Source organism: Granulicella mallensis, assembly GCF_014203225.1.
In the GTDB taxonomy this organism is placed as follows: domain Bacteria; phylum Acidobacteriota; class Terriglobia; order Terriglobales; family Acidobacteriaceae; genus Granulicella; species Granulicella mallensis_A.
In genome coordinates this window covers 144,747-167,458 of the sequence record NZ_JACHIO010000014.1, presented here as the reverse complement: position 1 = coordinate 167,458, position 22,712 = coordinate 144,747, and the positions used below count along the sequence as shown (strand labels likewise).

22 protein-coding genes are annotated in these 22,712 nt (G+C 57.8%); 9 read left to right on the top strand and 13 right to left on the bottom strand.

Features of this window, described 5'->3' with window-relative positions; translation table 11 throughout:
- Positions 1-180: 180 nt before the first annotated feature.
- The 4 genes from HDF15_RS16815 to HDF15_RS16800 all read right to left on the bottom strand — a co-directional run bounded on the left by HDF15_RS16815 (position 181) and on the right by HDF15_RS16800 (position 3,058).
- Positions 181-474, bottom strand: coding sequence for a GIY-YIG nuclease family protein (locus HDF15_RS16815; protein WP_184257579.1), 294 nt, complete (start codon positions 472-474; stop codon positions 181-183).
- Positions 475-608: 134 nt separating this feature from the next.
- On the bottom strand, positions 609-1,373 hold the full coding sequence (locus tag HDF15_RS16810; protein WP_260331144.1) for a glycosyltransferase family 2 protein: 765 nt from the start codon (positions 1,371-1,373) through the stop codon (positions 609-611).
- A 92-nt stretch (positions 1,374-1,465) separates the two neighbouring features.
- On the bottom strand, positions 1,466-2,041 hold the full coding sequence (locus HDF15_RS16805) for a nucleoside triphosphate pyrophosphatase (protein WP_184257575.1): 576 nt from the start codon (positions 2,039-2,041) through the stop codon (positions 1,466-1,468).
- Positions 2,042-2,050: 9 nt separating this feature from the next.
- Entirely contained in the window at positions 2,051-3,058 is a 1,008-nt protein-coding gene (locus HDF15_RS16800) for a D-hexose-6-phosphate mutarotase (RefSeq protein ID WP_260331143.1), read from the bottom strand.
- Between the two features lie 374 nt (positions 3,059-3,432).
- Here HDF15_RS16800 and gyrA point away from each other — a divergent pair, with 374 nt between their 5' ends.
- The 4 genes from gyrA to HDF15_RS26275 all read left to right on the top strand — a co-directional run bounded on the left by gyrA (position 3,433) and on the right by HDF15_RS26275 (position 10,507).
- On the top strand, positions 3,433-6,369 hold the full coding sequence (gene gyrA / locus HDF15_RS16795) for a DNA gyrase subunit A (RefSeq protein ID WP_184257573.1): 2,937 nt from the start codon (positions 3,433-3,435) through the stop codon (positions 6,367-6,369).
- Between the two features lie 172 nt (positions 6,370-6,541).
- Positions 6,542-7,096: a hypothetical protein gene (locus HDF15_RS16790; protein WP_184257571.1), complete on the top strand. Its 555-nt coding sequence runs from the start codon at positions 6,542-6,544 to the stop codon at positions 7,094-7,096.
- A gap of 848 nt (positions 7,097-7,944) precedes the next feature.
- Positions 7,945-8,790, top strand: coding sequence for a TIGR03435 family protein (locus HDF15_RS16785; protein WP_184257569.1), 846 nt, complete (start codon positions 7,945-7,947; stop codon positions 8,788-8,790).
- Positions 8,791-8,917: 127 nt separating this feature from the next.
- Positions 8,918-10,507 (top strand): glycosyltransferase family 4 protein, encoded by a 1,590-nt coding sequence (locus tag HDF15_RS26275; protein ID WP_184257567.1) that lies wholly within the window; start codon positions 8,918-8,920, stop codon positions 10,505-10,507.
- A 291-nt stretch (positions 10,508-10,798) separates the two neighbouring features.
- On the opposite strand, the gene HDF15_RS16775 is transcribed toward HDF15_RS26275, so the two are convergent.
- From HDF15_RS16775 to HDF15_RS16765, 3 genes are all read right to left on the bottom strand, one after another.
- Positions 10,799-11,173 (bottom strand): DUF5615 family PIN-like protein, encoded by a 375-nt coding sequence (locus HDF15_RS16775; protein ID WP_184257565.1) that lies wholly within the window; start codon positions 11,171-11,173, stop codon positions 10,799-10,801.
- The gene (locus HDF15_RS16770; RefSeq protein WP_184257563.1) at positions 11,170-11,400 is read right to left on the bottom strand and encodes a DUF433 domain-containing protein; all 231 of its coding nucleotides are present in this window, start codon (positions 11,398-11,400) and stop codon (positions 11,170-11,172) included. Before HDF15_RS16770 ends, HDF15_RS16775 begins: the two co-directional genes overlap by 4 nt.
- A gap of 78 nt (positions 11,401-11,478) precedes the next feature.
- Positions 11,479-12,012 (bottom strand): hypothetical protein, encoded by a 534-nt coding sequence (locus HDF15_RS16765; protein WP_184257561.1) that lies wholly within the window; start codon positions 12,010-12,012, stop codon positions 11,479-11,481.
- Between the two features lie 533 nt (positions 12,013-12,545).
- Between HDF15_RS16765 and HDF15_RS16760 the strand changes: the two genes are divergently transcribed.
- Positions 12,546-13,424: a hypothetical protein gene (locus tag HDF15_RS16760; RefSeq protein WP_184257559.1), complete on the top strand. Its 879-nt coding sequence runs from the start codon at positions 12,546-12,548 to the stop codon at positions 13,422-13,424.
- A gap of 196 nt (positions 13,425-13,620) precedes the next feature.
- Positions 13,621-13,815 carry a hypothetical protein gene (locus tag HDF15_RS16755; RefSeq protein ID WP_014263265.1) on the top strand — a complete coding sequence of 65 codons (195 nt, stop codon included), beginning with the start codon at positions 13,621-13,623 and terminating at the stop codon, positions 13,813-13,815.
- Between the two features lie 383 nt (positions 13,816-14,198).
- Here HDF15_RS16755 and msrA read toward each other — a convergent pair whose 3' ends face one another.
- The 3 genes from msrA to HDF15_RS16740 form a co-directional block, all read right to left on the bottom strand.
- A complete protein-coding gene (gene msrA / locus HDF15_RS16750; RefSeq protein WP_184257557.1) occupies positions 14,199-14,882 on the bottom strand; it encodes a peptide-methionine (S)-S-oxide reductase MsrA in 684 nt (227 codons plus the stop codon).
- Positions 14,883-15,294: 412 nt separating this feature from the next.
- Positions 15,295-16,374 carry an aromatic ring-hydroxylating dioxygenase subunit alpha gene (locus tag HDF15_RS16745; protein WP_184257555.1) on the bottom strand — a complete coding sequence of 360 codons (1,080 nt, stop codon included), beginning with the start codon at positions 16,372-16,374 and terminating at the stop codon, positions 15,295-15,297.
- Positions 16,375-16,426: 52 nt separating this feature from the next.
- Positions 16,427-17,119 carry a DUF882 domain-containing protein gene (locus tag HDF15_RS16740; protein WP_184257552.1) on the bottom strand — a complete coding sequence of 231 codons (693 nt, stop codon included), beginning with the start codon at positions 17,117-17,119 and terminating at the stop codon, positions 16,427-16,429.
- Positions 17,120-17,564: 445 nt separating this feature from the next.
- Here HDF15_RS16740 and HDF15_RS16735 point away from each other — a divergent pair, with 445 nt between their 5' ends.
- Together HDF15_RS16735 and prfA are read left to right on the top strand one after the other, a co-directional pair.
- The gene (locus tag HDF15_RS16735) at positions 17,565-17,963 is read left to right on the top strand and encodes a hypothetical protein (RefSeq protein WP_184257550.1); all 399 of its coding nucleotides are present in this window, start codon (positions 17,565-17,567) and stop codon (positions 17,961-17,963) included.
- A 170-nt stretch (positions 17,964-18,133) separates the two neighbouring features.
- Positions 18,134-19,204, top strand: coding sequence for a peptide chain release factor 1 (gene prfA / locus HDF15_RS16730; RefSeq protein ID WP_014263260.1), 1,071 nt, complete (start codon positions 18,134-18,136; stop codon positions 19,202-19,204).
- A gap of 172 nt (positions 19,205-19,376) precedes the next feature.
- Here prfA and HDF15_RS16725 read toward each other — a convergent pair whose 3' ends face one another.
- Positions 19,377-19,700 carry a GIY-YIG nuclease family protein gene (locus HDF15_RS16725; protein WP_184257548.1) on the bottom strand — a complete coding sequence of 108 codons (324 nt, stop codon included), beginning with the start codon at positions 19,698-19,700 and terminating at the stop codon, positions 19,377-19,379.
- 133 nt (positions 19,701-19,833) lie between these two features.
- Positions 19,834-20,334, bottom strand: coding sequence for a DUF1003 domain-containing protein (locus tag HDF15_RS16720; RefSeq protein ID WP_184257546.1), 501 nt, complete (start codon positions 20,332-20,334; stop codon positions 19,834-19,836).
- On the opposite strand from HDF15_RS16720, the gene HDF15_RS16715 reads away from it, so the two are divergent.
- The gene (locus HDF15_RS16715) at positions 20,333-22,546 is read left to right on the top strand and encodes an alpha/beta fold hydrolase (RefSeq protein ID WP_260331142.1); all 2,214 of its coding nucleotides are present in this window, start codon (positions 20,333-20,335) and stop codon (positions 22,544-22,546) included. The two genes, HDF15_RS16720 and HDF15_RS16715, sit on opposite strands and share 2 nt — an antisense overlap.
- On the opposite strand, the gene HDF15_RS25965 is transcribed toward HDF15_RS16715, so the two are convergent.
- Entirely contained in the window at positions 22,538-22,687 is a 150-nt protein-coding gene (locus HDF15_RS25965) for a type II toxin-antitoxin system YafQ family toxin (RefSeq protein ID WP_260331152.1), read from the bottom strand. The genes HDF15_RS16715 and HDF15_RS25965 overlap by 9 nt on opposite strands.
- Positions 22,688-22,712 lie beyond the last annotated feature (25 nt).

The window sequence follows — 22,712 nt, the reverse complement described above, 5'->3', positions numbered from 1 at the left end:
CGGCTGGTAAGGGGTTGTTGCCCTTACCAGCCGCTTTTGATTTTGTGTTCTGCAATTGTTTTGGCTCGGCGGTGTTCTTGCTTTTGTCGTTGTTGTTGTTTTTGCACTTGCTGTTCTGGTTGTCATTCCGAGCGCAGCGAGTGAACCTGCTTCCCGCCCGGAGCAGCAACGACGCCAGCTTCACCAGCTCGCCGCAAGATCTTCCCACGTCGTATTGACCTTCTCGATCAGCACCATCTTCTTTTCGCGCGTCCAGTCCTTCAACTCTTTTTCGCGAGCAATAGCGCTGCGAACATACTGAAATCGCTCGAAGTACACGAGACGATGGATGTTGTACTGGGCGGTGTAGGTTCCAGGTCTCATCTCGCGATGTTGGCTGATACGGAGACGCAGATTGTTCGTCATGCCGATATAGAGATCGCGCGACCTGCTACTTAAAATGTAGACGTAGAAGTGGTATTCGCGGTTTTGCATCGCGGGCAGTATAGCCTCAGCGGGCGGGAAGCAGGTTCACTCGCTACGCTCGGAATGACAACCAGAAAAGCAAGTGCAACGACAACAGCAAAAGCAACGGCAATAACAAGGCAGCGACTAAAACCTACCGCCCACTACCCTTCCGGCTGTTCCCGGATATCGATATGCGTATGCGTATAGGGCCGCTTGAAGAAGGTCGTCCAGAGGTAGTTGATCGAGTAGCGCGCGGCCATTGTCAGCATGCCTTCCTTCTTCAGGCGGCGTGCCGAGGAAAACATCTTCAGCGCGAAGGTAAAGCGGACTTCGCCCACATCGTTCAGGCGGCGGGCGATGTCGGTGTCTTCGCCGTAGAAGCTGATCGCGAGATTGAATCCGCCGATCGCCTCCAACGCCCAGCGAGCGGTAACGAAGTTGCCGCCCTGCACCATCGAGCCCACGCGCAGGATATAGCGGTTCATCGCATAGGTCATCCACGCCGTCATGTAGAAGACGTGCACCAGAACGCGCTGCCGGGGTGTGAGGTCGTAGTAGAGAATCGGGCCGGAGAAGGCGGCCAGAGGACGCTTGCCGGCAGGAACCTCGGCATCGAAGGCGGCGAGAATATTGGAGACCCAGCCGGGCGTGAGCCGTGAATCGGCGTCGACGTTAGCGATCAGGGTGCCGGAGCTGGCGGCGAAGCCCGCCTGACGAGCGAAGGTAAGGCCCTTGCGGGGCTCGTCGACGACGGTAACGCCGGGATAGCGGAGCGCGACTTCTCGCGTGGAGTCCGTGCTGGCGTTGTTGACGACGATGATCTCGGTACGGCCTTCGAGGCCCTGGATCTGACCGAGAATGGATTCCAGACACGCTGGCAGGTAGGCTTCTTCGTTGTACGCCGGTATGACGAAGCTAAGTCGCATAAAGGTTAGCGTATCGAATGAATGTTGCAGTCCGCTGAATTTTGCGGGGGATGTTCCAAAAAGACTACCTCTGGATATCCATGTGGAAAAGTTCATCTTTCGCCGTATTCTGAGGAGACCGTCCCTAACAGCCGTACCACTGCCGCCAGCGGCAATCCGACGACGTTGAAGTAGTCGCCCTCGATCCGAGGAATCCACCGTGCCGCATAGCCCTGGATGCCATAGGCTCCTGCCTTGTCCATGGGATCGCCCGACGCCAGATAAGCCGCCAGCTCGTCCTCAGCGATCACCCGGAAGACGACATCAGTCGTCTCCACGTGCGACTGGTGCCCAAGCGCCCCCACCACCGCGAGCCCCGTGTGCACCTGGTGCGTGCGTCCCGAGAGCAGCCGCAGCATGCGCTCAGCATCGGCACGGTCGGCGGGCTTGTTCAGCACCTCGCCCTCCAGCACGACGGTCGTGTCTGCGCCGAGCACGACCGCTCCGGGGTTTCGCGCCGCAATTGCCTGCGCCTTCTCCAGCGCCAGGCGCCGCACGTAGTCCTTGGGCAGCTCGCCCGCGTGGCGGCTCTCGTCGATGTCCGCCGCGCGCACCTCGAACGTAAAGCCGGCCTGCGCCAGCAGCTCGCGACGCCGCGGCGAGGCCGAGGCAAGAATCAGTGGTCTCATCTCCACAGCTTACTGAGTCCGTTCCGTCGCGCTGCCGCTGAAGGGCTCGACCGAGATCTTCGCCTCCATCGTATGCGCTTCCTTCGGCTTCAGAGTCACGCCGTTTTCAGCGACGTTCGCCGTCTCGATGCAGGTCATCCCGCGCCAGCCCTCGGCCGGAAAGTCCGACATCTTCGCCGCCAGCTCCGACCACGGGTTCCACACCACCGTCGTCTTCGAGCCCTGCTTGGCCACCACCAGGCGGCGGCCAAGGTCCGGATCTTCCACGGTAACCGTCGCGGTCGTGTTCAGATACGGCCGGTCCGTCTGCTCATGCAGCGTCAGAACGTCTTCGGTCTGCTTCTTGCGCTTGAAGCCGTCGGCCTTGTCCAGGAACTCGGTCTGGCCCAGGCCGTAGATGCGCAGATGCTCCGGCTCGCCGACCGCGAGATAGGAGTGCAGGGCCTCTTCAAAGTGCATCGGCGTCCCGGCCTGCTCCTCCGGGTCCAGGTTGACGACGCTGATCCGCAGCGTCAGCGTGCTGCCCAGGATCAGCTCATAAGCCACGCGGAAGTGGTCGTAGCCGAGCCCGCGGCTCTCGTCGGTAGGCCCGAGCGTCAGGGTCAGGTGCAGGTCCTTGCCCGAAACAGCCGCGAACGCCACCTGCCAGAGCTGGGTCCGGGCGAAGCCGTGCATCGGGCCGTCGGTGCGAGCACCGGTGCGTGCGCCGAACCACGGAAAGATCACCGGCACGCCGCCGCGAATCGCCTTGCCCGGCGCGTAGTTCGAGCGATCGCTGAGAAACAGCACCGGCTTCTGCCCGGCTGGCTGCCAGTGCACCAGGTGCGAGCCCTGCAGGTAGAGCGTCGCCGTGCAGGCTTCGGTCGTAATCTGCGCACAGAGCAGTCCGCCCTTGCCCTCTGCGAAGACGAGCACGTGGGGAATGCCAAATTGGTCGTTGAGTTCGGTCAGTGTCTGCATCGATTGTGAGTGTAAACGTCCCGATGCATCCTGCGCATGAGAAAAGCGGCGAGTCATGCGGTTGATCTGTCTTTGTTTTTGCCTTTCCCTGTTGTCCCCCCAAACCGTCATCCTGAGCGAAGCAGCTCGCGCACTTGGCGAGCTGCGGAGTCGAAGGACCCCGAAACCCTGCATCCTGCCAATGCTCTTCGCACCTTTCCAACCCTTAACCCCGAGCCTCAGCGTCCACGGTTGAAAAGGTGTGGAAAGCAGAGGTCAGACAAATTTCTCGGGGTCCTTCGGCTTCGTGTCTCGCAAAAGCGCGAGACACTTCGCTCAGGATGACGGCTTTGAGGGGAATAACAACAAGAAAAGCAAAGGCTACGCATCTCCGGGGCATCCTCCCCAACCCCCTCTTTTCGCGGCCCAGCCAGCTATAATAGAGATTGCCCATGCCAGACGATCAGAACCCGCAATTGCCTTTAGGACCCGACCAAACTCCCCCCAGCCCCCAGGATGCGAACTCCAATAATCCTCCCCCTGCGGGCGGTGCTGGCGGAGACGGCCCCACCACGCCCACCGGACCCGGTGCGCTGTACATGAACTCCATCAACATCGAGGAGGAGATGCGCCGGTCGTATCTCGACTACTCGATGTCGGTCATCATCGGGCGCGCGCTGCCCGACGTCCGTGACGGGCTTAAACCAGTTCATCGCCGCATCCTCTATGGAATGCAGGAGATGGGTCTCCAGTTCAACAAGAAGTACACCAAGTCGGCCAAGGTCGTCGGACACGTGATGGGTAACTACCACCCCCACGGCGACTCCGCGATCTACGACACCATGGTGCGTTTGGCCCAGCCCTTTTCGCTGCGCTATCCCCTGATCGACGGCCAGGGCAACTTCGGCTCCGTCGACGGCGATCCACCCGCCGCGATGCGTTATACCGAGTCGCGCATGACCCGCCTGGCCGGTGAAATGCTCGCCGACATCGACTCCGACACCGTCGACTTCACCCTGAACTACGACGAATCGACCTCCGAGCCGACCGTTCTGCCCGCACGCATCCCGAACCTGATCGTCAACGGCAGCACCGGTATCGCCGTCGGCATGGCGACCAACATTCCGCCGCATAACCTCACCGAAGTCCTCAACGCGACCATCTCTCTCCTGCAAAAGGAGAAGGGCGAGACCCGCAGCGACCTTGAGATCGTACTCGAACACGTCAAGGGCCCGGACTTCCCGACCGGCGGCTTCCTCTACGGTCGCGGCAACCTGACCCAGACCTACAAGACCGGCCGTGGCCGCTTCATGATGCGCGCCAAGTGCGGCATGGAGCAGATCAGCGGCGGCCGCCAGGCCATCATCTGCACCGAGATCCCGTATCAGGTCAACAAGTCCAACCTGATCAAGCGCATCGCCGAGCTGGTAACCGAGAAGATCGTCGACGACATCTCCGACGTGCGCGACGAGAGCGATCGCGACGGTATGCGGATCGTTATCGAACTCAAGCGCGGCGCCCAGCAGGAGATCGTGCTCAACCAGCTCTACAAGCACACCTCCATGCAGGAGAGCTTCAGCATGATCTTCCTGGCCGTACACAACGGCCAGCCGAAGGAACTGCCGCTCAACGAAGCCATCTGGGCCTTCATCGAGCACCGCATCGACGTCGTTCGCCGCCGCACCGCGTTCCTGCTGAACAAGGCCCGCGAGCGCGAGCACGTACTGCTCGGCTACCAGATCGCGCTCGACCATCTCGACCAGGTCATCCGCATCATCCGGCAGTCCTCCAGCCGCGCCGATGCCCGCGAGAACCTGTTCAGCTACTTCTCGAACCGCCGCATCAACCTGCGCGGCACCGAACTGCAGGGCGTCACGCTCGATCCGGCGAAGTACGCCATCGACCTGGCCGGCGGCTCGGTCTCGGCACAGCTTTCGAACAACACGGCCGGAACGCTGATCCTCAGCTACCGCCAGATCGACGCGATCCTCGAACTGCAGCTCTACAGACTGACGCAGCTCTCGATCGACGAACTGCTGAACGAGCTGCGCGCGGTCCGCGACAACATCTCCGAGTACGAGTCGATTCTCGCCAGCGAGAAGAAGCTTCGCCGCGTCATCATCAAGGAACTCGAAGATATTCGCGACAAGTACGGCGATGCCCGCCGCACCACCATCCTCGACGAGTCGACCGAGCTCACGCTCGAAGACCTGATCGCCGATGAGCAGGTAGCGGTCACGGTCTCGAACACCGGCTACCTGAAGCGCACGCCTATCTCCACTTACCGCCAGCAGCGCCGTGGCGGAACGGGACGGCTGGGCATGAAGACGCGCGAAGAAGACTTCGTCGCGCAGCTCATCATCGACTCCACGCACGCCTATCTGCTCTGCTTCACGAACTCGGGCCGCGTCTACTGGCTCAAGGTCTACGAGATTCCCGACATCGGCGCCGCCGGCAAGGGTAAGGCGATGGCCTCGCTGGTCGACCTGCAGCCGGGCGAGAAGGTGGTGACGATTCTGCCGGTCAAGGACCTGGCGGAAGAGGGCAAGTACGTACTCTTCGCCACGCGCAACGGCACGGTGAAGAAGACCGCGCTCAAGGACTTCTCGAACGTCATGGCCCGCGGCATCATCGCGATCGGCATCGACAAGGAAGACGAGCTCATCACCGCCCGCATCACGGACGGCGAGCAGGTCATCTTCCTGGCGACGCACGACGGCATGGCGATCCGCTTCAACGAGCAGGACCTGCGCCCGATGGGCCGTCCGGCCTTCGGCAACCGCGGCATCACGTTGAAGAAGGACGACTACGTGATCGGCGCAGCAGTTACGCCCTCGCCCGAGGCGCGCAACAAGCAGCGTCTCGAACTAGCCGCCAAGACCGGTCTCACCGCCCAGGTGGAAGCCGTTCTCGACGAAGCCGGCGAGAGCGTAGCGGCCCAGCCCATGGAACTGGCAGAACCCGGCGAACTGGGCGCTCCGGTCCTCTCGGAGGCCGCAGCAGCCAAGCTGCAGCAGCTCGACGAGAAGCTCGGCCTGACGCCCTGCCTGATCCTTTCGGTCTCGGACAACGGCTACGGCAAGCGGACTGACGTTGACTCCTACCGCCTGCAATCCCGCGGCGGCAAGGGCGTAATCAACATGCGCGCCACACCGAAGATCGGCAAGGTCGCCAGCATTCAACTGGTGGACGACACAACGGAGATGATGGTGATCAGCCAGTTCGGCAAGATCATCCGCATCGACACCAAGTCCGTCCGCGCCGCAGGACGAGCCACCATGGGCGTCAAGCTCCTGGACCTCGACACCGACGACAAGGTAGCAGCAGCGATGGTCATCCCTCCGGAAGACCCGAAGAGCCCCACGGAGAATGGGGCGTTGCTGCAGTAATTAGCCATTATATGAAGGAAAAGGGGTGCGAGTTTAAACTCGCACCCCTTTTCCTTTTTTCTGCATTACCGCGCATTCGATTCAGCATTGTTGCTTATGAGCATCGGCTTGCGAAGACTTATTTTTAGAGATTAGGATTTCCTACAAGTAACTGTCATTCGCAGGAGCCAAATTGCATACAGCCGAGCAGCGCACGCCGTGGTTTGTTTATCTTCTAGTGGTGCTTTGTGTGGCGATGACTACCGCCAACATCTACTTGCTACGTGACAATAGATCTCTGCGAAGTACGAGAGCGGAAAAGTCCACAGAAGTTACTATCATGGGAAAAGTGGTGAACACAGTAACTGGCTTGGATTTAAATGACAGACCAGTCACTATTGCTACATCGGGGAAAAAAGCAACTGTTATCATGGCGTACTCTCCGGTCTGTCCTTATTGCGAGAAGAATTGGTCAAACTGGAGCTCACTAATTACTCGAGTTCCCGATAAATCTGTGGACTTTGTAACTGTAGATCTTACTGGCATGGCCACACCAGAGTTTCTTTCTAAGAAACAACCGGGACGTGCTCGGACTATCCACAAAATGGATCCTGAGGAAATGGCGGAGCTTAATCTCATTGCTACGCCGGAGACTATTGTCATTGGAAGTGACTCAAAAGTAAAGAGAGTGTGGGCAGGGGTATTGTCTGCAGATGATATAGCCGTATTAAATAAGTTGCTCATCTAAGAATTGTGAATACGTCTGAGCGCTGTGAATGGAGCACGTAACCAATTTAGGAGAGGTTAATATGAATGTTAGCCAGAAGAGCGTGATTACATCTGGTGCGGTTGCATCAGCAGTTGCCATGGTTTTCCAATTAGCAGCTTTTGCGCAGGCAACTTTGCGTACTCCAATTGAACCTCAGGCAGTTCCAACTAACTGTCTAGTCATCAATTGCAACAACGGCACCTCCTCGGGACTGTGCGAAAATTTTGGATCCATCGGTTGCCACAGTTGCAATGTCCAGAATAACGGGGCGCCTGTTGGCCAGTGCGGTGCTCATCCATAATGCATAAGCGGCCAGATAAAAGGGAGCACCTGTTGCGCCGTCACAAGTGCTCCGTGTCCGCTACTTCTACTTCGGATGAGCCTGTAATTGGGCATTTGAGTCGACGCTTCCTACCGGGAGGCTTGTTCCGCACTGGAAAGTCTCTGGGGTGGCAAGCATTGCGATACACGATGCAATGCTTTGCTTGAGCTATGCCATCTGGCATTTACCTGGTAGGCGTCTTGTCGTCGACAGTTACAAGCTCAAGAACCCTGACATCTGCCGTGTACGTACAGACATTGGCTATCTTCACCTTGTGAGATAGGACAATCATTTGCAGGATTCCCGCAACTTAAACAGTCCTGTGATGAAACTGAAAGCGTTCGGCCATGACTGGCGTCATGGACTTGATCGACCAGATCCCCTCGCCGATTAGACATCTAACGAGCTATCATTTCTCGCTTGAATGGTTGATCATCGATCGTTGCTTCGGCACATACAGATCTGCGGTCTTTCGTTAACACTGAGTTAGAAGAAAGGCGCGTTTATGATTGTTTCGAGAGGCTTCTCTCGTAGCCTTAGCAAATGCCAACTAATCCTCGCGGGGTTCTTGTTGGTTTCTGTGTCGAATGGGTTTGGCCAAGCATCTAGAGCACAAGCACCGACTACACTACACACCAAGACTTCAGTTTCGCAAACAACCGCATTCGAGGTTGCGACGGTAAGACCATCGAAAGATGGGACAAGCGTTGGTGTTCGAGTAGTCCCTAGCGGTAAAGTTTACATCGGGTTCGCCACTCTGAAGGCGCTCATCCTCGAAGCCTTTAACATTCGTCCCTTTCAAGTTGTGGGAGGACCCAGTTGGCTTGAGGCAGATCGATATGATGTTGTCGCCTTACCGCCCGCTACTTCTGAAAGAGGAGACATGGGTAAGGCTTCCACCAGAATGACCCTAAATGATGAGGAGCGAAAGATGCTCCAGACCCTTCTCGTCGAAAGGTTTGGTTTACGATTTCATCGGGAGATAACGACCGGCCCGATCTTCGTTTTAGTTAGGGGAACTAAAACTCTACAAATGAAAGAGGCAAAGGAGGATGATCTTCGCACGAGGGGATTTCACGTTAGCATGTCGGGTGGATATGAGGAGTTCGGCACTCATATTTCGATAGCAAGCCTGGTTCAAGAGGTGAGTAGCACTCTAGAGCGTCCCGTAGTGGATCAGACGGGCCTAAAGAGATTCTATAACTTTACTGTTGAAATGCCCCCTAGTGATCACGACGAGGCTTTGGCAACTACCAATCTGATGCAACAACTCGGGCTGAAACTTAAAACAGCCAAGGGCCAAGTTGAGACTATTCGGATCGAGAACGCTTCTAAGCCAACGATGAATTGACCATTGTGAATCGAAGAGACTCGCTTAGGAGAAAATAACCGCATAAGATCGCGGCCCTTTTCAAGTCCGTCTGGTCTACGCACTTTCAGTGGTGCATTGGTTGAAGCTGAGCTTGCACAGGAGCACAATGAACATCTTACAGTTTGTCTCATACAGGCGCTCTATATCGGATTTCAAAGTAGCCGACAGGAATGGATCAGCAGTAGCAACAAATGATATGACTATGGCGTGCCTTCAACATAGTGGCATCCAGCAGGTTTATGCGCTACAGTCAGATGGTCGTAAATCACAAGATGATAAGTGGTTTAGCCGTAGAGATCTTCCATCCGAGTTGCAAAATAAGATCAGCGTATGCTACCCCGATCAGCTAAGTGATATCGTCAGCAATAAACCCGTAATTGGCCTTGCCGCCTTCCCATATTTCTCTGCTATGGCTGAATGCTTTGGCGCGGTAAAAGCAAGTATTCCGGTTTGCAGTCTGGTGCATGCTATTCCCACACCCAGATTGATGGACAACTTTCTTTCGCAATACCTATTCGCTCAAGCCTCGGACTCAATTGTTGTGACAAGCACAGCAGGACGGGACGCAATCACGAATATATTTAATCAGCTTGCCGAGATACTAAACCGTCTCGGCATAAAGTCACGCCTCGCTGACATGGAAAATATAATTCACGTTTTACCTCTTGCGACAGAATCTGCAATGCTCAGAGAAGTTGACCAAACTCTTGCGAGAGATGTCCTTGGCCTGCCACAGGTCGGTCGCGTGATTTTGTATTCGGGCAGGTTGAACGCTGGGTATAAAGCCGACCTCGAACCCTTGATCCGGGTGATCGCGGATATGAGGAGGCGAGTTGGGGGCATACGGCTTCTTATCGCCGGCCATGAAGAACAAGCTGGATACAAGGAAGCTTTACTGCAAATAGCGCACGACTGTAATGTCAGCGACCTTGTGGATTTTCGACTGGACTTCCCTAGCTATTTGAAGAGATATATCTATGCTAGCGCTGACGTCTTTGTATCTCCAGTTGATAACGTGCAGGAAACGTTTGGACTCTCCGTAGTCGAAGCCATGGCGAGTGGGCTGCCTGTAGTTGCGCCAAACTGGAGTGGCTACCGCGATTTAATAAAAGATGGAATTACTGGATTTCTGGTTGATACGTGGATTGAGTCAGCTCATCAAAATGATGTAAATGTTACAGGTGCCATCAACTGGAACGCGGATGCCGAGCGCATCTTAGCATCTCGTACGATCATTGATATCGCACAAATGACAAAGCGAATAGAGCTCGTCTTAAGCTCTGACAAACTCCGCCTATCGATGGCAGCCGAGGCGAGGCGCACAGTCAATGAGAACTATACATGGAGTGCCGTCATCGATAGATTCATCGCTCTATGGGAGTCACAAATTATCGCTGCCTCAATTATGCAAAAGTCACGTGCATATCTTGATTTTGATAATGCCTTTAACGGCTATGCGAGAGCGGAGGCTAGCTTGAAAGAGGTTTATGCATATTGCCCGGAAGCTACAATTGGGGATTTAGAGCGCACAGCGAAGCATAGGTCATCAGAACGTAAGGCTCTAATAGCGGCGACGTCGTACAACTACGGCGCTTTGGTCGAGCCATTTCCAGTTGGCGAGTTGTTAGATCCGGGTTCTGCATCACACAGCATGATTGTGAATCTCTTGAAGCGCGGTATTTTACAAATTACATAGGCCAAGTAGCTGGAATCAGCTCAAGAAAGATACACCGTGATGCCTTAGTGCTGTATCTAGATCGCGTATTTATGAGCTGAACGTGACAGATTTCTAAGGGTACCGGAAGCTGGAGGGGTTTATAAGCATCGTAACTGCATCGAGCGATGCTTCAACAGACTCAAACACTTCCGCCGCTTTAGAGCAAATTTCCTGTTACTCGGAAGTTGAATCGGGCGTGCAGCACCGTTTTTCCGGGTAAAAACGGCCATAGATGTCGCGGTTTCGCTACACACCTACAGGAAATTTGCTTTAGTCTCTCGACCGCAAAGGCAATATCCGCAGTCGCGTTCTCTTCGGATCGACGGTAACCAGCGCACCCTCAGCCAGCTCAGTCATCATCTGCTGCAAGGCCTCGATGACCTGTTTGCCGATCGTGTCCGGTAAAACATCCTGTGCACGAACTTGAACGACGCTGGGCCTTTCGCCAAGTGTCGTAGCCAGAAGGAGACCGAAATCTAAATCCTGCGTAAAGACTACGTAGCCGTTTGCTTTCGCAAAGGCCATAATCTCTGAATCTGGAGCGTTCGCCATCCCGAGCGACGACCAATGCGCCGCTTCGAAACCTGCGTCTTTCAATATCTCCACCCAAAGCGGAGACATATTCATGTCGATGAGCAGCTTCATGCCTCGGCTAGCACGACCTCACGCGCCTCTGAAAGCCATGCCGCATACCGAAGGGCCTGGAGCACATCTTCACGTTCAAGGTAGGGGTACGCTGCGAGCACTTCATCCACGCTCCGCCCGGAGCCGATCAGCCCTACGATCATTCCGACCGTCACGCGCATTCCACGGATGCAGGCCTTGCCGCCCATGACAGCGGGGTTCTGCGTGATGCGATTCAGTTCTCCCATGCAATGCCCTCCCGGGTGGCGCACCCCTATGATAACGCCGCGATACGCGGCCTATGGCAACTTCCTGCTCCACACTCCCTACTTCGGATGCGAAATGGCGCGGGCTGAGGTCTGGAGCAGGAACTGGGCCTGGTCTTCGTCCACCGTGTCCAGCAGGGTGATGCCGGAGCCCTCCGACCGCAAGACCTGGGCGCGGAAGTAATACGTCTTGCCCGGCTGGGCGTTCAACCGGCGCAGGGCGATTCCATCTTCCGCCAGAGACGGAGCAGCGCCCTGGGCCCGCACGCACAGATGATGGATGCCGGGATCGACCAGGAAGGTCAGGTAGGTTTCGTTCAGAGTCGCGCCCACCCACTGGCCGTCCACGCCCACTCTCACCAGCGCCCCGCTCAGGGGAGCCCTCGCAATGTTCTCGAACAGGTACACCAGGACCTTGCCGGGAGGGACCTGCGGCGCGGGCTGCTGGGACTTGTCGGACTTCACGTCAAAGCTGGCACTCGACGGGCCACACGCAGCCATCGCCGCCGGAGTGGCCTCGCCACGCTGCTGCGCTCCTGCCGGCGTAAGGGCCAGTCCCAGGATGAAGAAGCTTACGGCTGGACGAGCTTTCATGGCACTCTCCCTGCCTTGCGCCGGGTTGAAGTTGCCTGGGCGGCGCGGTTTGCTGTCGTAGAGACGATACTGCTTTTCGATTGAGGCTGGTAAGGGGTGTTGTGGGATCACCCAAACGTTGTCATCTCGACCGAAGCATGACGGCTTTATGTCATGCGCAGTGGAGAGACCCCTGTATTTCGAGGGTGTATCGATCACCCATACTGCTCACATCGGGCAACATCGCCTGCACGAGCAAAATACAGGGGTCTCTCCACTACGGCGGCAAAGAACGCCGCCTCCGGTCGAGATGACAGCATTGGGGGTGATCTACCGTGAAGCTGTTCTTGAAGTTTAGTCGCCTGTTCTGAGGTGCTGGCTCCCTACATGGTCGGCAACACCAATGCGGGGGTCCTTCGGCTACGCCTCAGGATGACGGCGAAAAGCAAAACACTCGCACGAGACAAATAAATGACAAACCATACCGCACCCGCACTAGCCGCTACCGAAACATTTCCAATCAATCCGCATCTAAGTACATAGAGGTTTTTACGATGCAAAGGTCCTCAACTCTCCTGCTTGCCCTGGCGATGCTCTCCGCATCTGCCGCCACGTCGCTGGCGCAGAATACGGGTACAGCTGACCCCGATAGTGCTCCTGCACCACCCCCTACCAATTACGTGCAGAACCAGGCGGCTCCCATCCAGCGCACGGTCCCCAACGGTTTCCGCGCCCACAACCTGGGCAGCGGCCAGTCTCTTGAGACTACCGACGGCACGGCCAGCGCCCGCGTCATGCCCGGCGTTCTGGTTCGCGTTGGACCGAATACCGCCGTCCGTACCATCTCGGCCGACGCCAGCGGCACCGAGCTGCGGTTGGAGCATGGTCTCGCCAACGTCAGCGTCTTTCACCCCGCGGATAGCGCCCAGATCCTCGTCGACCTGCCCGGCGGACAGGCCGCTCTGGTAAAGGACGGCATCTACACCTTCAACGCCGACACCAACACCGTCCGCGTCTTCAAAGGTGAGGCCCGCGCCTACTCCCACCAGACCAACGCCACCGACAAGGGCGTGAAGGTGAAGGAGAACCACGAGGTCTCCTTCGGCTCACAACCCATCCGCTCGGTCGAAAATGATCCCAACCAGGCTCGCGCCGACCTGCTGCCGGTGCCTAACTACGCTCGCTATCGTAGCGACGATGGTGGCGACTATGGCTATGGTGGCTACCCCTATTACGGCTATGGCTACGGCTTTGGACCCTATGACTATTGGGGCTGGGGCTATCCGTACTACGGCTTCGGCTATGGCTTCTACGGTGGTTACGGCTTCCGTGGCGGCTACGGATACCGTGGCGGTGGCTACGGCGGAGGCGGCTTCCATGGCGGCGGTGGTGGCGGAGGCTTCCACGGCGGTGGTGGCGGCGGTCATCGCTAATCCCTGAACCCGCTCCAGATCCAGGTACTCACAGAAAACCCCTCTTCTCAGCAATCGCGAGAAGAGGGGTTTTCTGCGTTTGCGAACAGGCGGTGAATCCTCGATGAACGTTCGCCCGGCAGCACAACCTCGGTCCGGGGCATCCGACTCAGACGGTCTGGGGCAACTCTCCAGAGGTCCCAGGAGGATTCACACCATGGCACACGAAGCGCACAAGAAGGCAGCAGAACACCATGAGCACGCGGCCAAGGCCCACCACGCGGCAGCGGAACACCACGAAAGCGGCGATCACAAGGCCGCTCACGAGCACTCGGAGAAGGCCCATGAGCACTCGACAGAGGCTCACAAGCACTCCGCCGATGCGCACTCCAAGTCTGTCAGCAAGCAGTAACTGAAACTCCTGCACGAAAGAAGGCCGAAGACCGCGGAGAGAGGAAACAAACCCTCGCCGCAGTCTTCGGCCTTTTCAGTTTTACCGTTTGTTGTGCCGTTGCCTGTTTTTCGTCGTCATCCAGAAGCGTAGCTGAAGGACCCCCGCATTCTTGCCACCACTGACGCAAAGCAAAAACACCACTAATGTCGATGACACGCTTTGCCACCACTAATGCGGGGTCCTTCGCCGTTGGCTCAGGATGACGGCGAAAAACAAGCAACGACAGAAAGGGCTGAAGACCCAATCTATCGTGGTATTACCGATAGCTCGGGCCTTCAGCCCTTTGCTCTTCGGAACTGACTTCTACCCTGGGTTCGTATGACGTCGCCCCTTCGGGGCTGTTACTTGCCCTTATAGGGAACGTACAGCTCGGGAAACTCTTTCTTCAGCGCCTCGAGCTTGGGACGGTCACAGACCAGGATGTAGGGATTGTTCGGATTGTTGAGCGCGTAGTCCTGGTGATAGTCTTCGCCGCGATAGAAACCCTTCGAGGGCGTAACCTCCGTGACGATCGGCTTGGGGAAGACCTTCGCGGCGTTGAGCTGCGCGATATAGGCCAGGCTGATGCGGCGCTGATCGTCATTGAGCGTAAAGATCGCCGACCGGTAGGACGTTCCTACATCCGGACCCTGGCGGTCGAGCTGTGTCGGATCATGCACCACCGAGAAGAAGAGCTGCAGCAGCCGTCCGTAGGTGATCTTCGAGGGATCGTAGACGACCTCGACAGATTCAGCATGGCCGGTGGTCTCCGTCGTTACCTGGTCGTAGGTTGCCGTCGAGGCCGAGCCGCCCGCATAACCGGCGGTCGTAGCCAGCACGCCGCGCACATGCTCAAAGACCGTTTGTGTGCCCCAGAAACAGCCGCCCGCAAAGATGGCCTTCTGCTTTCCTGCGGTAGTGGCGAGAGCAACGTCGGTGGTGGGAGCGGGAACAGGGGGCCTATCGGCGGCCTTGCATCCGGCGCAGAGTGAGAAAGCGAGCAGAACAGCGAGCATCGAGTTTCGCAGCAGGTTGAAGCGGGACATGGAGACCTCCGTGGGTCGTTGTACAGATATAGGACTGTTGCGGGGCCCGAGGGGTTACAGAATCTACTGATCCCCGAAGGGGATTGAACTCGGAATGTGTTGCCTTTGCGTTGATTGTTGCTTTTGCTTGGCTGTTGTCTTCGTTTTGGTCGTCGCCCTGGTTTTGGTCATCGCCTCGGTTTGGTCGTTGCTTTGGCTTTGGTTGTTGTCTTGGCTTTGGTTGTTGCCTTGGCTTTGAAGGGGCGGGACTTCAGTCCCGCCGTCCCTGCCCTGCTGCTCGTGTGGCTTTAGCCACGGAGGGAATGCTCGCTCGGCAAAGAGTCCCTCCGAGGCTAAAGCCGCATCTCTGAACAAATCTTACGTACGGCCTAAAGGCCGTACCCTTCAAAACAGACGCTGCACCAAACACCTTCTACGCCGTATAGCTAAGCCCCAGCCCCAGCGCAGCCAGACCCTTTCTATAGGCGATCGAGCTGCGATCCGCCGGAAAATGCGCTTCCTCCTGAAGATCGATCGGCAGATCCTCCGGCCACTGCCGCTCGACGATCGCGATATCCTCCGCAAACACCTGGTGGTTGAAATCGAGCGTCGCCTGCAGCGGAGCGTCCTTATCGAAGTTCCGGCAGATCGGCACAAAGAGCTGCGTCTGCCGCGCCGAAACTGGCGACGCCGCATTCATAATGTGGAGCTGGCCATCGTTCGGGAAGAAGACCGTGAGCTTTGCCGTGAAGGGGTAGTAGACCTCGAACCGCCTGCGCCAGAGAAACCCCGGCGGGTTCAGGTGCTTGTACCCATGCGAGTAGTTGCTGACCGTGCTGATGTAATCGGCCACAAACCCGGCCGGAGTCTTCGTGATGGGATAGTCCGGCACAGCAGTGTTATCCGCCTCACCGAAGCTCTCCGTGTGGATGAACGCGAAGTGGCTGACGTCGAGAAAGCCCTCAATCTGGCGCCCTGCGGCCGCTTTGATGGAAACGCTGTTGGGCAGCACGGTGAGGTAGGCCGGGTCGTCCCACTCGTTCATCTCTGGCAGCGCCAGCGGGCCGTTGTCCACCAGCCGCACCCACACCATGCCGTAGCGCTCCTGCACTTGAAACATCTGGAGTCGCAGGCGGGGAGAGATCGCTCCGCCGGGATGTGCGGGGATGCAGGTACAGCGGCCCTCGCGATCGTAGCGCAGCCCGTGATATTTGCAGATGATCTCGTCGCCTTCAACGTGCCCCATGCTCAGCGGAACGCCGCGATGCTGGCAGATATCGCGGGCCGCGGCCAGCGTGCCGTCGGAGAGGCGATAGACCACGACGCGCTCATCGAGAAGAGTCGCCGCATAGGGCTGGCTGCCGACCTCATGCGAGAAGGCGACCGGATACCAGAAAGGCGCAAGCGCTCGCCAGTCGGACTCGGTAAAGGTGCATCCGCGGGGAAGAACGGCCTGCGCGGGCTCTGCTGAAACTAACTCAGAGGCCGGAAGGAAGCTGGTAGAGGTCGTCATGAAGCATTATGGCCTCAGGTGCAAGGTTGGATCAATCTACAGCGGCCAGGGCCTAGCTGTCGCCGTGACCGGAGAACGTCCAGTGGCGGACGGGGCCCACGTCGACATGCACAAACTGGCTGATCGGGTAGTAACCGACGCCCCCAGCCTGCAGGCTTAACGCGGCATCGCGCAGGCGGCGGGTGCGAACGCCGGGCACGCGGATGTCGATCGCCTTGGCCTCCATGTGCTGCGAGTGCTTGGCAACGCCGGTATCCGCACTGAGAGTGCGTAGATATTCATTGCTCTCCGGGGTGCGATAGCCGCAAACGACGTCGATCATGCCCTGCGGCCGGCCCAGCCGGGCCAGCAGATTGTGCAGCAGGTCGAACTCATGGGGATCGTAGTGGCTCTCATCCTCGGTCCGGTGGTCGCGCAGAAAGTGGTTGAGCTTCTCCATCGCCGCAGGAATATACACGTTGCCGATGCGGTAGACCACATCGATGCTCTCGCCGGTGTGCAGGTGGTAGAGCTTCAGCTCGTACTTGTGGCCGGCCGTGGGCAGATTTTCGCCGTCCTCGGGCAAGGTCCCGGGAGCGAGCAGGGCCACAGGCCTGAAGGCCAGTACGCGTGAGTGCATGTGCATTCGTGTGCTGCGAGCAGAGGCAGGCAGGCTCAGGCCGACCAGACCGGCGAGCGCAAGACCGGCAAACGCGAGTTTGCGTATAGGGAAGGAGAACGATGCGGGAAGGAGGCGCAGATTCAAGAAATTTAGTCTCCGGGAGAGGATGGTCTGCACTTGCAAGTCGAACCAGGCGAATGGAATTCGCTAATCGCCATTTCTCTTTTGTAATTCTAGCGCGAGAGTTGGGTTTTGTGATGTCATGTATTTGTAAAGACATTGTCAAAGTAGCTTCCGGGGCAACCTTTTGCCCTTGCCTGGCTTCGTTGTTGCCTGTTTTTCGTCGTCATCCTGAGCGGTACGCGAAGGACCCCCGCATTCTGCACGATGCCGGATGAAGCGAGCGCTGCCTGTCACGCCTGAGGTGCTTAAAAGCTCTTGCAGCGCCGGGATGCAGTGCCAGTCCCCCATGCGGGGGTCCTTCGCCGATGGCTCAGGATGACGGCGAAAAACAAGCAACAGCAACTCCAGCCGCCAGATCGTGTCTTCCCCTCTAGGCCGCTACATTGCACTATTGGAGACCACCTCAATGAAAAAGCTCGTCCTTGCGTTACTACTGATGCAAGCACCCTTCATTTTCGCTGCCAAACCAAGTTCCAACCCAGCGGACTACCCCATCCTGGTTCATGTTGTGGTCTCCAGGTTCATTTCTGGCCGAATGGGAGATGTGGGTTATCAGGAGCTTGACGCCATCATTGACGGACAGCAGGTGGAACTCCAGAGCGAAGGGGGTAGCGGCCAGGGTGTCCTTGCATTAGGAGACTACAAAGCCCAGCTTTCTAATACAAACTTTATTCCAAAACGCCTCAACGGCTACGACACCTTCGTCGTCTACCGCTTCCTACTGCCCGATGGCACCATCCGCGACTTCGACGTCGTAGGCCTGGGACCCAAAGCCGATACACCCTCTGCCCCGACGCACCCTTGACGGCGGCTGTATCATCTAAATAGACATGTTTCGCACAGGCACAAATTCGGTGAGCACCTCCCGCGTGACGCCCCCGCGTCACGACTTTGCCTAGCTGCGCCCTCCCGGTCTTTCTCCCTGTTTCCTAATTCCTGTTTCCAGTTCCCTGCCTTCGCAGGAGGAGCCGCCTTATGTTCGACCGCCTTGACCAGATTGAAGAACGCTACGAAGACCTCGGCCGCCAGTTGGGCGACCCCACCCTGGTCTCCGACCAGAAGAAGTTTCAGACCGTCGCCAAGCAGCATCGCGACCTCGAGCCCACGGTGGACAAGTTCCGCGAGTACCGCAAGCTGCGCGACGGCGTCGCCGAAGCCAAAGCCATGCTCACCGAGAGCGACGCCGAGATGCGCGCCATGGCCGAGGACGAGCTCCTCACGCTCGAGCCGAAGCTTGCAACGACGGAAGAAGAGTTGAAGGTGCTGCTGCTGCCCAAGGACCCGAACGACGATAAGAACGTCATCGTCGAACTACGCGCAGGCACCGGCGGCGACGAGGCCTCGCTGTTCGTCGCCGAGGTCTTCCGCATGTATCTGCGCTTCGCCGAGCAGCACAAGTGGAAGGTGGAAGTGCTCTCCCAGACCGACTCGGACGTAGGCGGGCTGAAGGACGTGACGGCAATCTTCGAGGGCGACAAGGTCTACTCGCAGATGAAGTACGAGTCCGGCGTGCATCGCGTACAACGCGTTCCCGCGACCGAGACCCAGGGCCGCGTCCACACCTCCGCCATCACCGTAGCCGTGCTGCCTGAAGCCGAAGAGGTCGACGTGAAGGTCGAGGCCAAGGATCTGCGCATCGACACCTTCTGCTCCTCCGGCCCCGGTGGACAGTCGGTGAACACGACTTACTCGGCGATCCGCATTACGCACCTGCCGACCAATACGGTCGTGAGCTGCCAGGACGAGAAGTCGCAGATCAAGAATCGCGAGAAGGCCATGCGCGTTCTGCGCGCGCGCCTGTATGAAGTAGAGGCCGAGCGTGTTCACCAGCTCCAGGCCAAGGAGCGCAAGCAGCAGGTCGGCACGGGCGATCGCAGCGAGAAGATCCGCACCTACAACTTCCCGCAGAACCGCTTGACCGATCACCGCATCGGGCTGACGAACCATCAGCTCGCGATGGTGATGGAAGGCCTGCTGCAGCCAACGGTAGACGCGCTGATCGCGCACTACACGGCAGAGAGATTGCGTGCAGAAGTCGCTGCCTGATTTGGGCTTTGCGTCTACACAGCGGAGAGATTGAAGGCAGAGAGCAGTCGTTTAAAACGACTGCTCTCTGCTTTTTAAACTAGCCCCCCCCAAACGCTGTCATCTCGACCGGAGCATGACGGCTTTATGTCATGCGTAGTGGAGAGACCCCTGTATTTTGCAGGTGCTTGAATCACCGTTGCGGTTCCCGGAAGGGCTCGATTGGCTTACCCCACTCTTCGCTCAGGTCCTTCCAGTCTGGATTCGCCGCAACGATCAGCCGGATCTTTTTAATGCGCGACCAGCGTTTTAACTGCTTCTCGCGAGCAATAGCCACTTGTATATCGCTGAACCGCTCAAAGTACACCAAGTACTTGATGTTGTAGCGCTCCGTAAAACTGCCGTGAAATGCGCCGTTCTTGTGTTCGAAGATTCGCTTCTCAATCGAGCTGGTAACACCGATGTACAGGCGTTTGAAGCCGCTCGCGAGGATGTAGACATAGGCGAATTCGCGCATATGGCTGAGTATCCGGCATTTTGCCAGTTCGAGCAAAATACAGGGGTCTCTCCACTACGGCGCAAAAAGCGCGCCTCCGGTCGAGATGACAATGTTTTGGGATGTTCTTAGCAAAAAGGCTACACGCACCCCATCACTTCTCCGGCAACTTCTCTCTGATCGTCTGCGCCACATCTTCAATCGACGTGTCCTGACTCAGCTCGCGCACCTCTTTGGTATTGGCCTCCCGGCTCAAGCCCATCTCGTTGGCGATATGCCGATCCATGCCCAGCACGGCAGTTATCTCCTTCTCGGTCAGCATCAGGATCTGCAGCATCAGGTGGTCGCGCTCATCCGAGCGGCGGCCCAGGCGGGTCTGCCGCATCAGGATGAAGCTCGCCACCAGGATCGACTCCATCGCAACACACGTCTGCAGCAGAGAAAACGGAACCGGGTCAAAGTGCCGGGTGTGCGGCAGAAGGTTGTACCCGATCCACAGGGCAAACACGCAAAGATGCCCCACGACGAAGGGGAGGCTGCCGACGAAGCCCGCAATGGCATCACTGACCCGCACCGCGCGCGTCCGTTGCGAGAGAAACTCCTGCTCATGTTTCGCAATCAGTTCGATGTGGTCCTGAACATGGCTCTGCGACATGGCATACGCCCCTTACCTGAATTGGATGCACGACGGCCTATCCGCTGATAATCTTCCCCGTATGCGCCGCTTGTTTCCTCTTGCGTTGATTCTTGTCGTCACAAGCCTGGCCGCCACAAGTCCGGCACCAGCCCAACAAGTCTTTACCCTACAGCAGATCCTCAGCGCACCCTATGCACTCTCGCTGACGGCAGCCCCCGTTGGCAAGCAATTTGCCTGGATAGAAAATGCCGAAGGACGCCGCAATATCTGGGTAGGCGGACCACAGGCGGCAGCGCGGCAGATCACACCGTACACCGAGGACGACGGGCAGGATATCGATGGCCTCGCCTGGTCCCCCGATGGCACCAGCCTCGCCTACAGCCGCGGCGCGGAGAACGGTGCCAGCGGCAAGCCTGCGAACCCGGCACATCTGCAAAGAACCACGCCGGTCGAGGTCTGGGTGCAGCCGCTCGCCGCAGGGCGTGAGCCCCTATTACTCGGCGAAGGCCATACCCCGCTGTTTTCGCGCGATGGTCGAAGCGTATTGTTCCTGCGCGGCGGCCAGATCTGGAGCGCCGATCTCACGGCTCCCACCACCGCACATCAGCTCGTCTTCGACCGTGGCTCCGCGAGCTCCCTCACGCTCTCCCCGGATGGAAAGCTGCTGGCCTTCGTCAGCCGCCGTAAAGACCACAGCTTTATCGGCCTCTTCGATCTGGGCACACACACCCTCCGCTTCCTCGCGCCTGGAACCGGCAGCGATCTCGCACCGAGTTTCTCTCCCGACAGCAGACAGATTGCCTGGCTGCGCAAGCCGTTTACAGAGGCGCCGGAGTTCGCGCTCAACCGCACCTCCGCGTATCCCTGGTCGATTCAGCTTGCGGATGTCGCCAGCGGTGAAGCGCGTACTCTCTACTCGCCGAAGCCCAACGAGCGCGGGAGTGTTCTGCCTCATCTCTCAAGCGGCGGCCCGCATGTGTTCTGGAGTGTGGAGAACAAGCTGATCTTCTTCAGCGAAGCCGATGGCTGGGTGCATCTCTACTCGATACAAATTGCTAGCAAAGACAAGTCGGCAAAACTTGACGAGCATGGTTCGCAGCCGCGTCTTCTTACTCCCGGAGCCTTCGAGGTGGAAGATGCCACGTTGGATTCTGGTGGACGAACGATCCTCTACACCTCTAACGCCACCGATGCGGATCGTCGTCATCTCTGGAAGATCGATCTTGTTCACGCGAACGCAAAGCCTATGGCTCTTACTCACGGTAACGGGATTGAGACACATCCTCAAATGGATTCCACCGGCGCGGCTGCGGCCATTGCTTCCGATGCGCGTACGCCATCGCACCCTGTGCTTGTGGCTACGGATGGAACGCTTGCTGCGTTACATGCTGGCGCGCTGCCGCAAAGCTATCCCACTACGTTAGTCACGCCGCAGCAGGTGCTCTTGCACTCGACGGATGGGATTACTCTCCATGCGCAGTTGTTCAAACCAGAGTTGGCGGGCAAGATAGGCAAACGTCCTGCCATCGTCTTCTTCCACGGCGGCCCTGAGCGGCAGATGCTGCTTGGCTATCCGGCGATGGACTACTACTCCAATGCCTATGCCATGAACCAGTATCTAGCCTCGCGTGGATTCATCGTGCTCTCGGTGAACTATCGTTGCGGCATCGGCTATGGAACGGACTTCCGCCAGTGCGAAGACTCAGGAGCTGCTGGTGCGAAGGAATACAACGACGTGCTCGCTGCCGCTGCCTATCTGCGCTCTCGCGACGATGTCGACGTGAAGCACATCGGCGTGTGGGGTGGGAGCTATGGCGGCTATCTCACAGCCCTGGCACTGGCGCGCAACCCCGACCTGTTCGCCGCAGGAGTGGACTTTCACGGAGTCCACGACTGGAACCTGGAAGATGACGCTGCCAAGTGGCTGCGTGGCTCAAACGCCGAGAAAGATGCGATTGCTCTAAAGGCTCGCAATAGCTCGCCGATTGCGGCGGCGGATCAATGGCGCTCGCCCGTGCTCTTTATCCACGGCGACGACGATCCCGAGGTCGCCTACGCCGAGACCCCGGTGCTCGCCGATGTCCTGCGGGCTCGCGGTGTGCCTGTCGAAGAGTTGATTCTGCCTGACGAGGTGCATGACTTTCTACTGCATCGCGACTGGCTCGCGAGCTATGAGGCGGCGTCGAAGTTTTTTGAGCGGACGCTGAAGCCTAGGCAAATATTAAAATAGGTCAGCGTGTGTGCCAGTGCGAGCCAGATAAAGATCGTTGCCATCAATCTTGTAGAGCAATAACCAATCCGGCTCGATGTGAATGTCGCGATGAAGCTTCCAGTTGCCGCTAAGCGAGTGGTCTTTATAGCTTGTCGGCAGCGGTTTTTCTTCAACTAACAGAAGA

What these genes read in the sequence shown, in the direction of transcription:
- HDF15_RS16815 (WP_184257579.1), bottom strand. Translation starts at nt 474, where the DNA reads ATGCAAAACCGCGAATACCACTTCTACGTCTACATTTTAAGTAGCAGG.
- HDF15_RS16810 (WP_260331144.1), bottom strand. Translation starts at nt 1,373, where the DNA reads ATGCGACTTAGCTTCGTCATACCGGCGTACAACGAAGAAGCCTACCTG.
- HDF15_RS16805 (WP_184257575.1), bottom strand. Translation starts at nt 2,041, where the DNA reads ATGAGACCACTGATTCTTGCCTCGGCCTCGCCGCGGCGTCGCGAGCTG.
- HDF15_RS16800 (WP_260331143.1), bottom strand. Translation starts at nt 3,058, where the DNA reads ATGACTCGCCGCTTTTCTCATGCGCAGGATGCATCGGGACGTTTACAC.
- gyrA (WP_184257573.1), top strand. Translation starts at nt 3,433, where the DNA reads ATGCCAGACGATCAGAACCCGCAATTGCCTTTAGGACCCGACCAAACT.
- HDF15_RS16785 (WP_184257569.1), top strand. Translation starts at nt 7,945, where the DNA reads ATGATTGTTTCGAGAGGCTTCTCTCGTAGCCTTAGCAAATGCCAACTA.
- HDF15_RS26275 (WP_184257567.1), top strand. Translation starts at nt 8,918, where the DNA reads ATGAACATCTTACAGTTTGTCTCATACAGGCGCTCTATATCGGATTTC.
- HDF15_RS16775 (WP_184257565.1), bottom strand. Translation starts at nt 11,173, where the DNA reads ATGAAGCTGCTCATCGACATGAATATGTCTCCGCTTTGGGTGGAGATA.
- HDF15_RS16770 (WP_184257563.1), bottom strand. Translation starts at nt 11,400, where the DNA reads ATGGGAGAACTGAATCGCATCACGCAGAACCCCGCTGTCATGGGCGGC.
- HDF15_RS16765 (WP_184257561.1), bottom strand. Translation starts at nt 12,012, where the DNA reads ATGAAAGCTCGTCCAGCCGTAAGCTTCTTCATCCTGGGACTGGCCCTT.
- HDF15_RS16760 (WP_184257559.1), top strand. Translation starts at nt 12,546, where the DNA reads ATGCAAAGGTCCTCAACTCTCCTGCTTGCCCTGGCGATGCTCTCCGCA.
- HDF15_RS16755 (WP_014263265.1), top strand. Translation starts at nt 13,621, where the DNA reads ATGGCACACGAAGCGCACAAGAAGGCAGCAGAACACCATGAGCACGCG.
- msrA (WP_184257557.1), bottom strand. Translation starts at nt 14,882, where the DNA reads ATGTCCCGCTTCAACCTGCTGCGAAACTCGATGCTCGCTGTTCTGCTC.
- HDF15_RS16745 (WP_184257555.1), bottom strand. Translation starts at nt 16,374, where the DNA reads ATGACGACCTCTACCAGCTTCCTTCCGGCCTCTGAGTTAGTTTCAGCA.
- HDF15_RS16735 (WP_184257550.1), top strand. Translation starts at nt 17,565, where the DNA reads ATGAAAAAGCTCGTCCTTGCGTTACTACTGATGCAAGCACCCTTCATT.
- prfA (WP_014263260.1), top strand. Translation starts at nt 18,134, where the DNA reads ATGTTCGACCGCCTTGACCAGATTGAAGAACGCTACGAAGACCTCGGC.
- HDF15_RS16725 (WP_184257548.1), bottom strand. Translation starts at nt 19,700, where the DNA reads ATGCGCGAATTCGCCTATGTCTACATCCTCGCGAGCGGCTTCAAACGC.
- HDF15_RS16715 (WP_260331142.1), top strand. Translation starts at nt 20,333, where the DNA reads ATGGCATACGCCCCTTACCTGAATTGGATGCACGACGGCCTATCCGCT.
- HDF15_RS16720 (WP_184257546.1), bottom strand. Translation starts at nt 20,334, where the DNA reads ATGTCGCAGAGCCATGTTCAGGACCACATCGAACTGATTGCGAAACAT.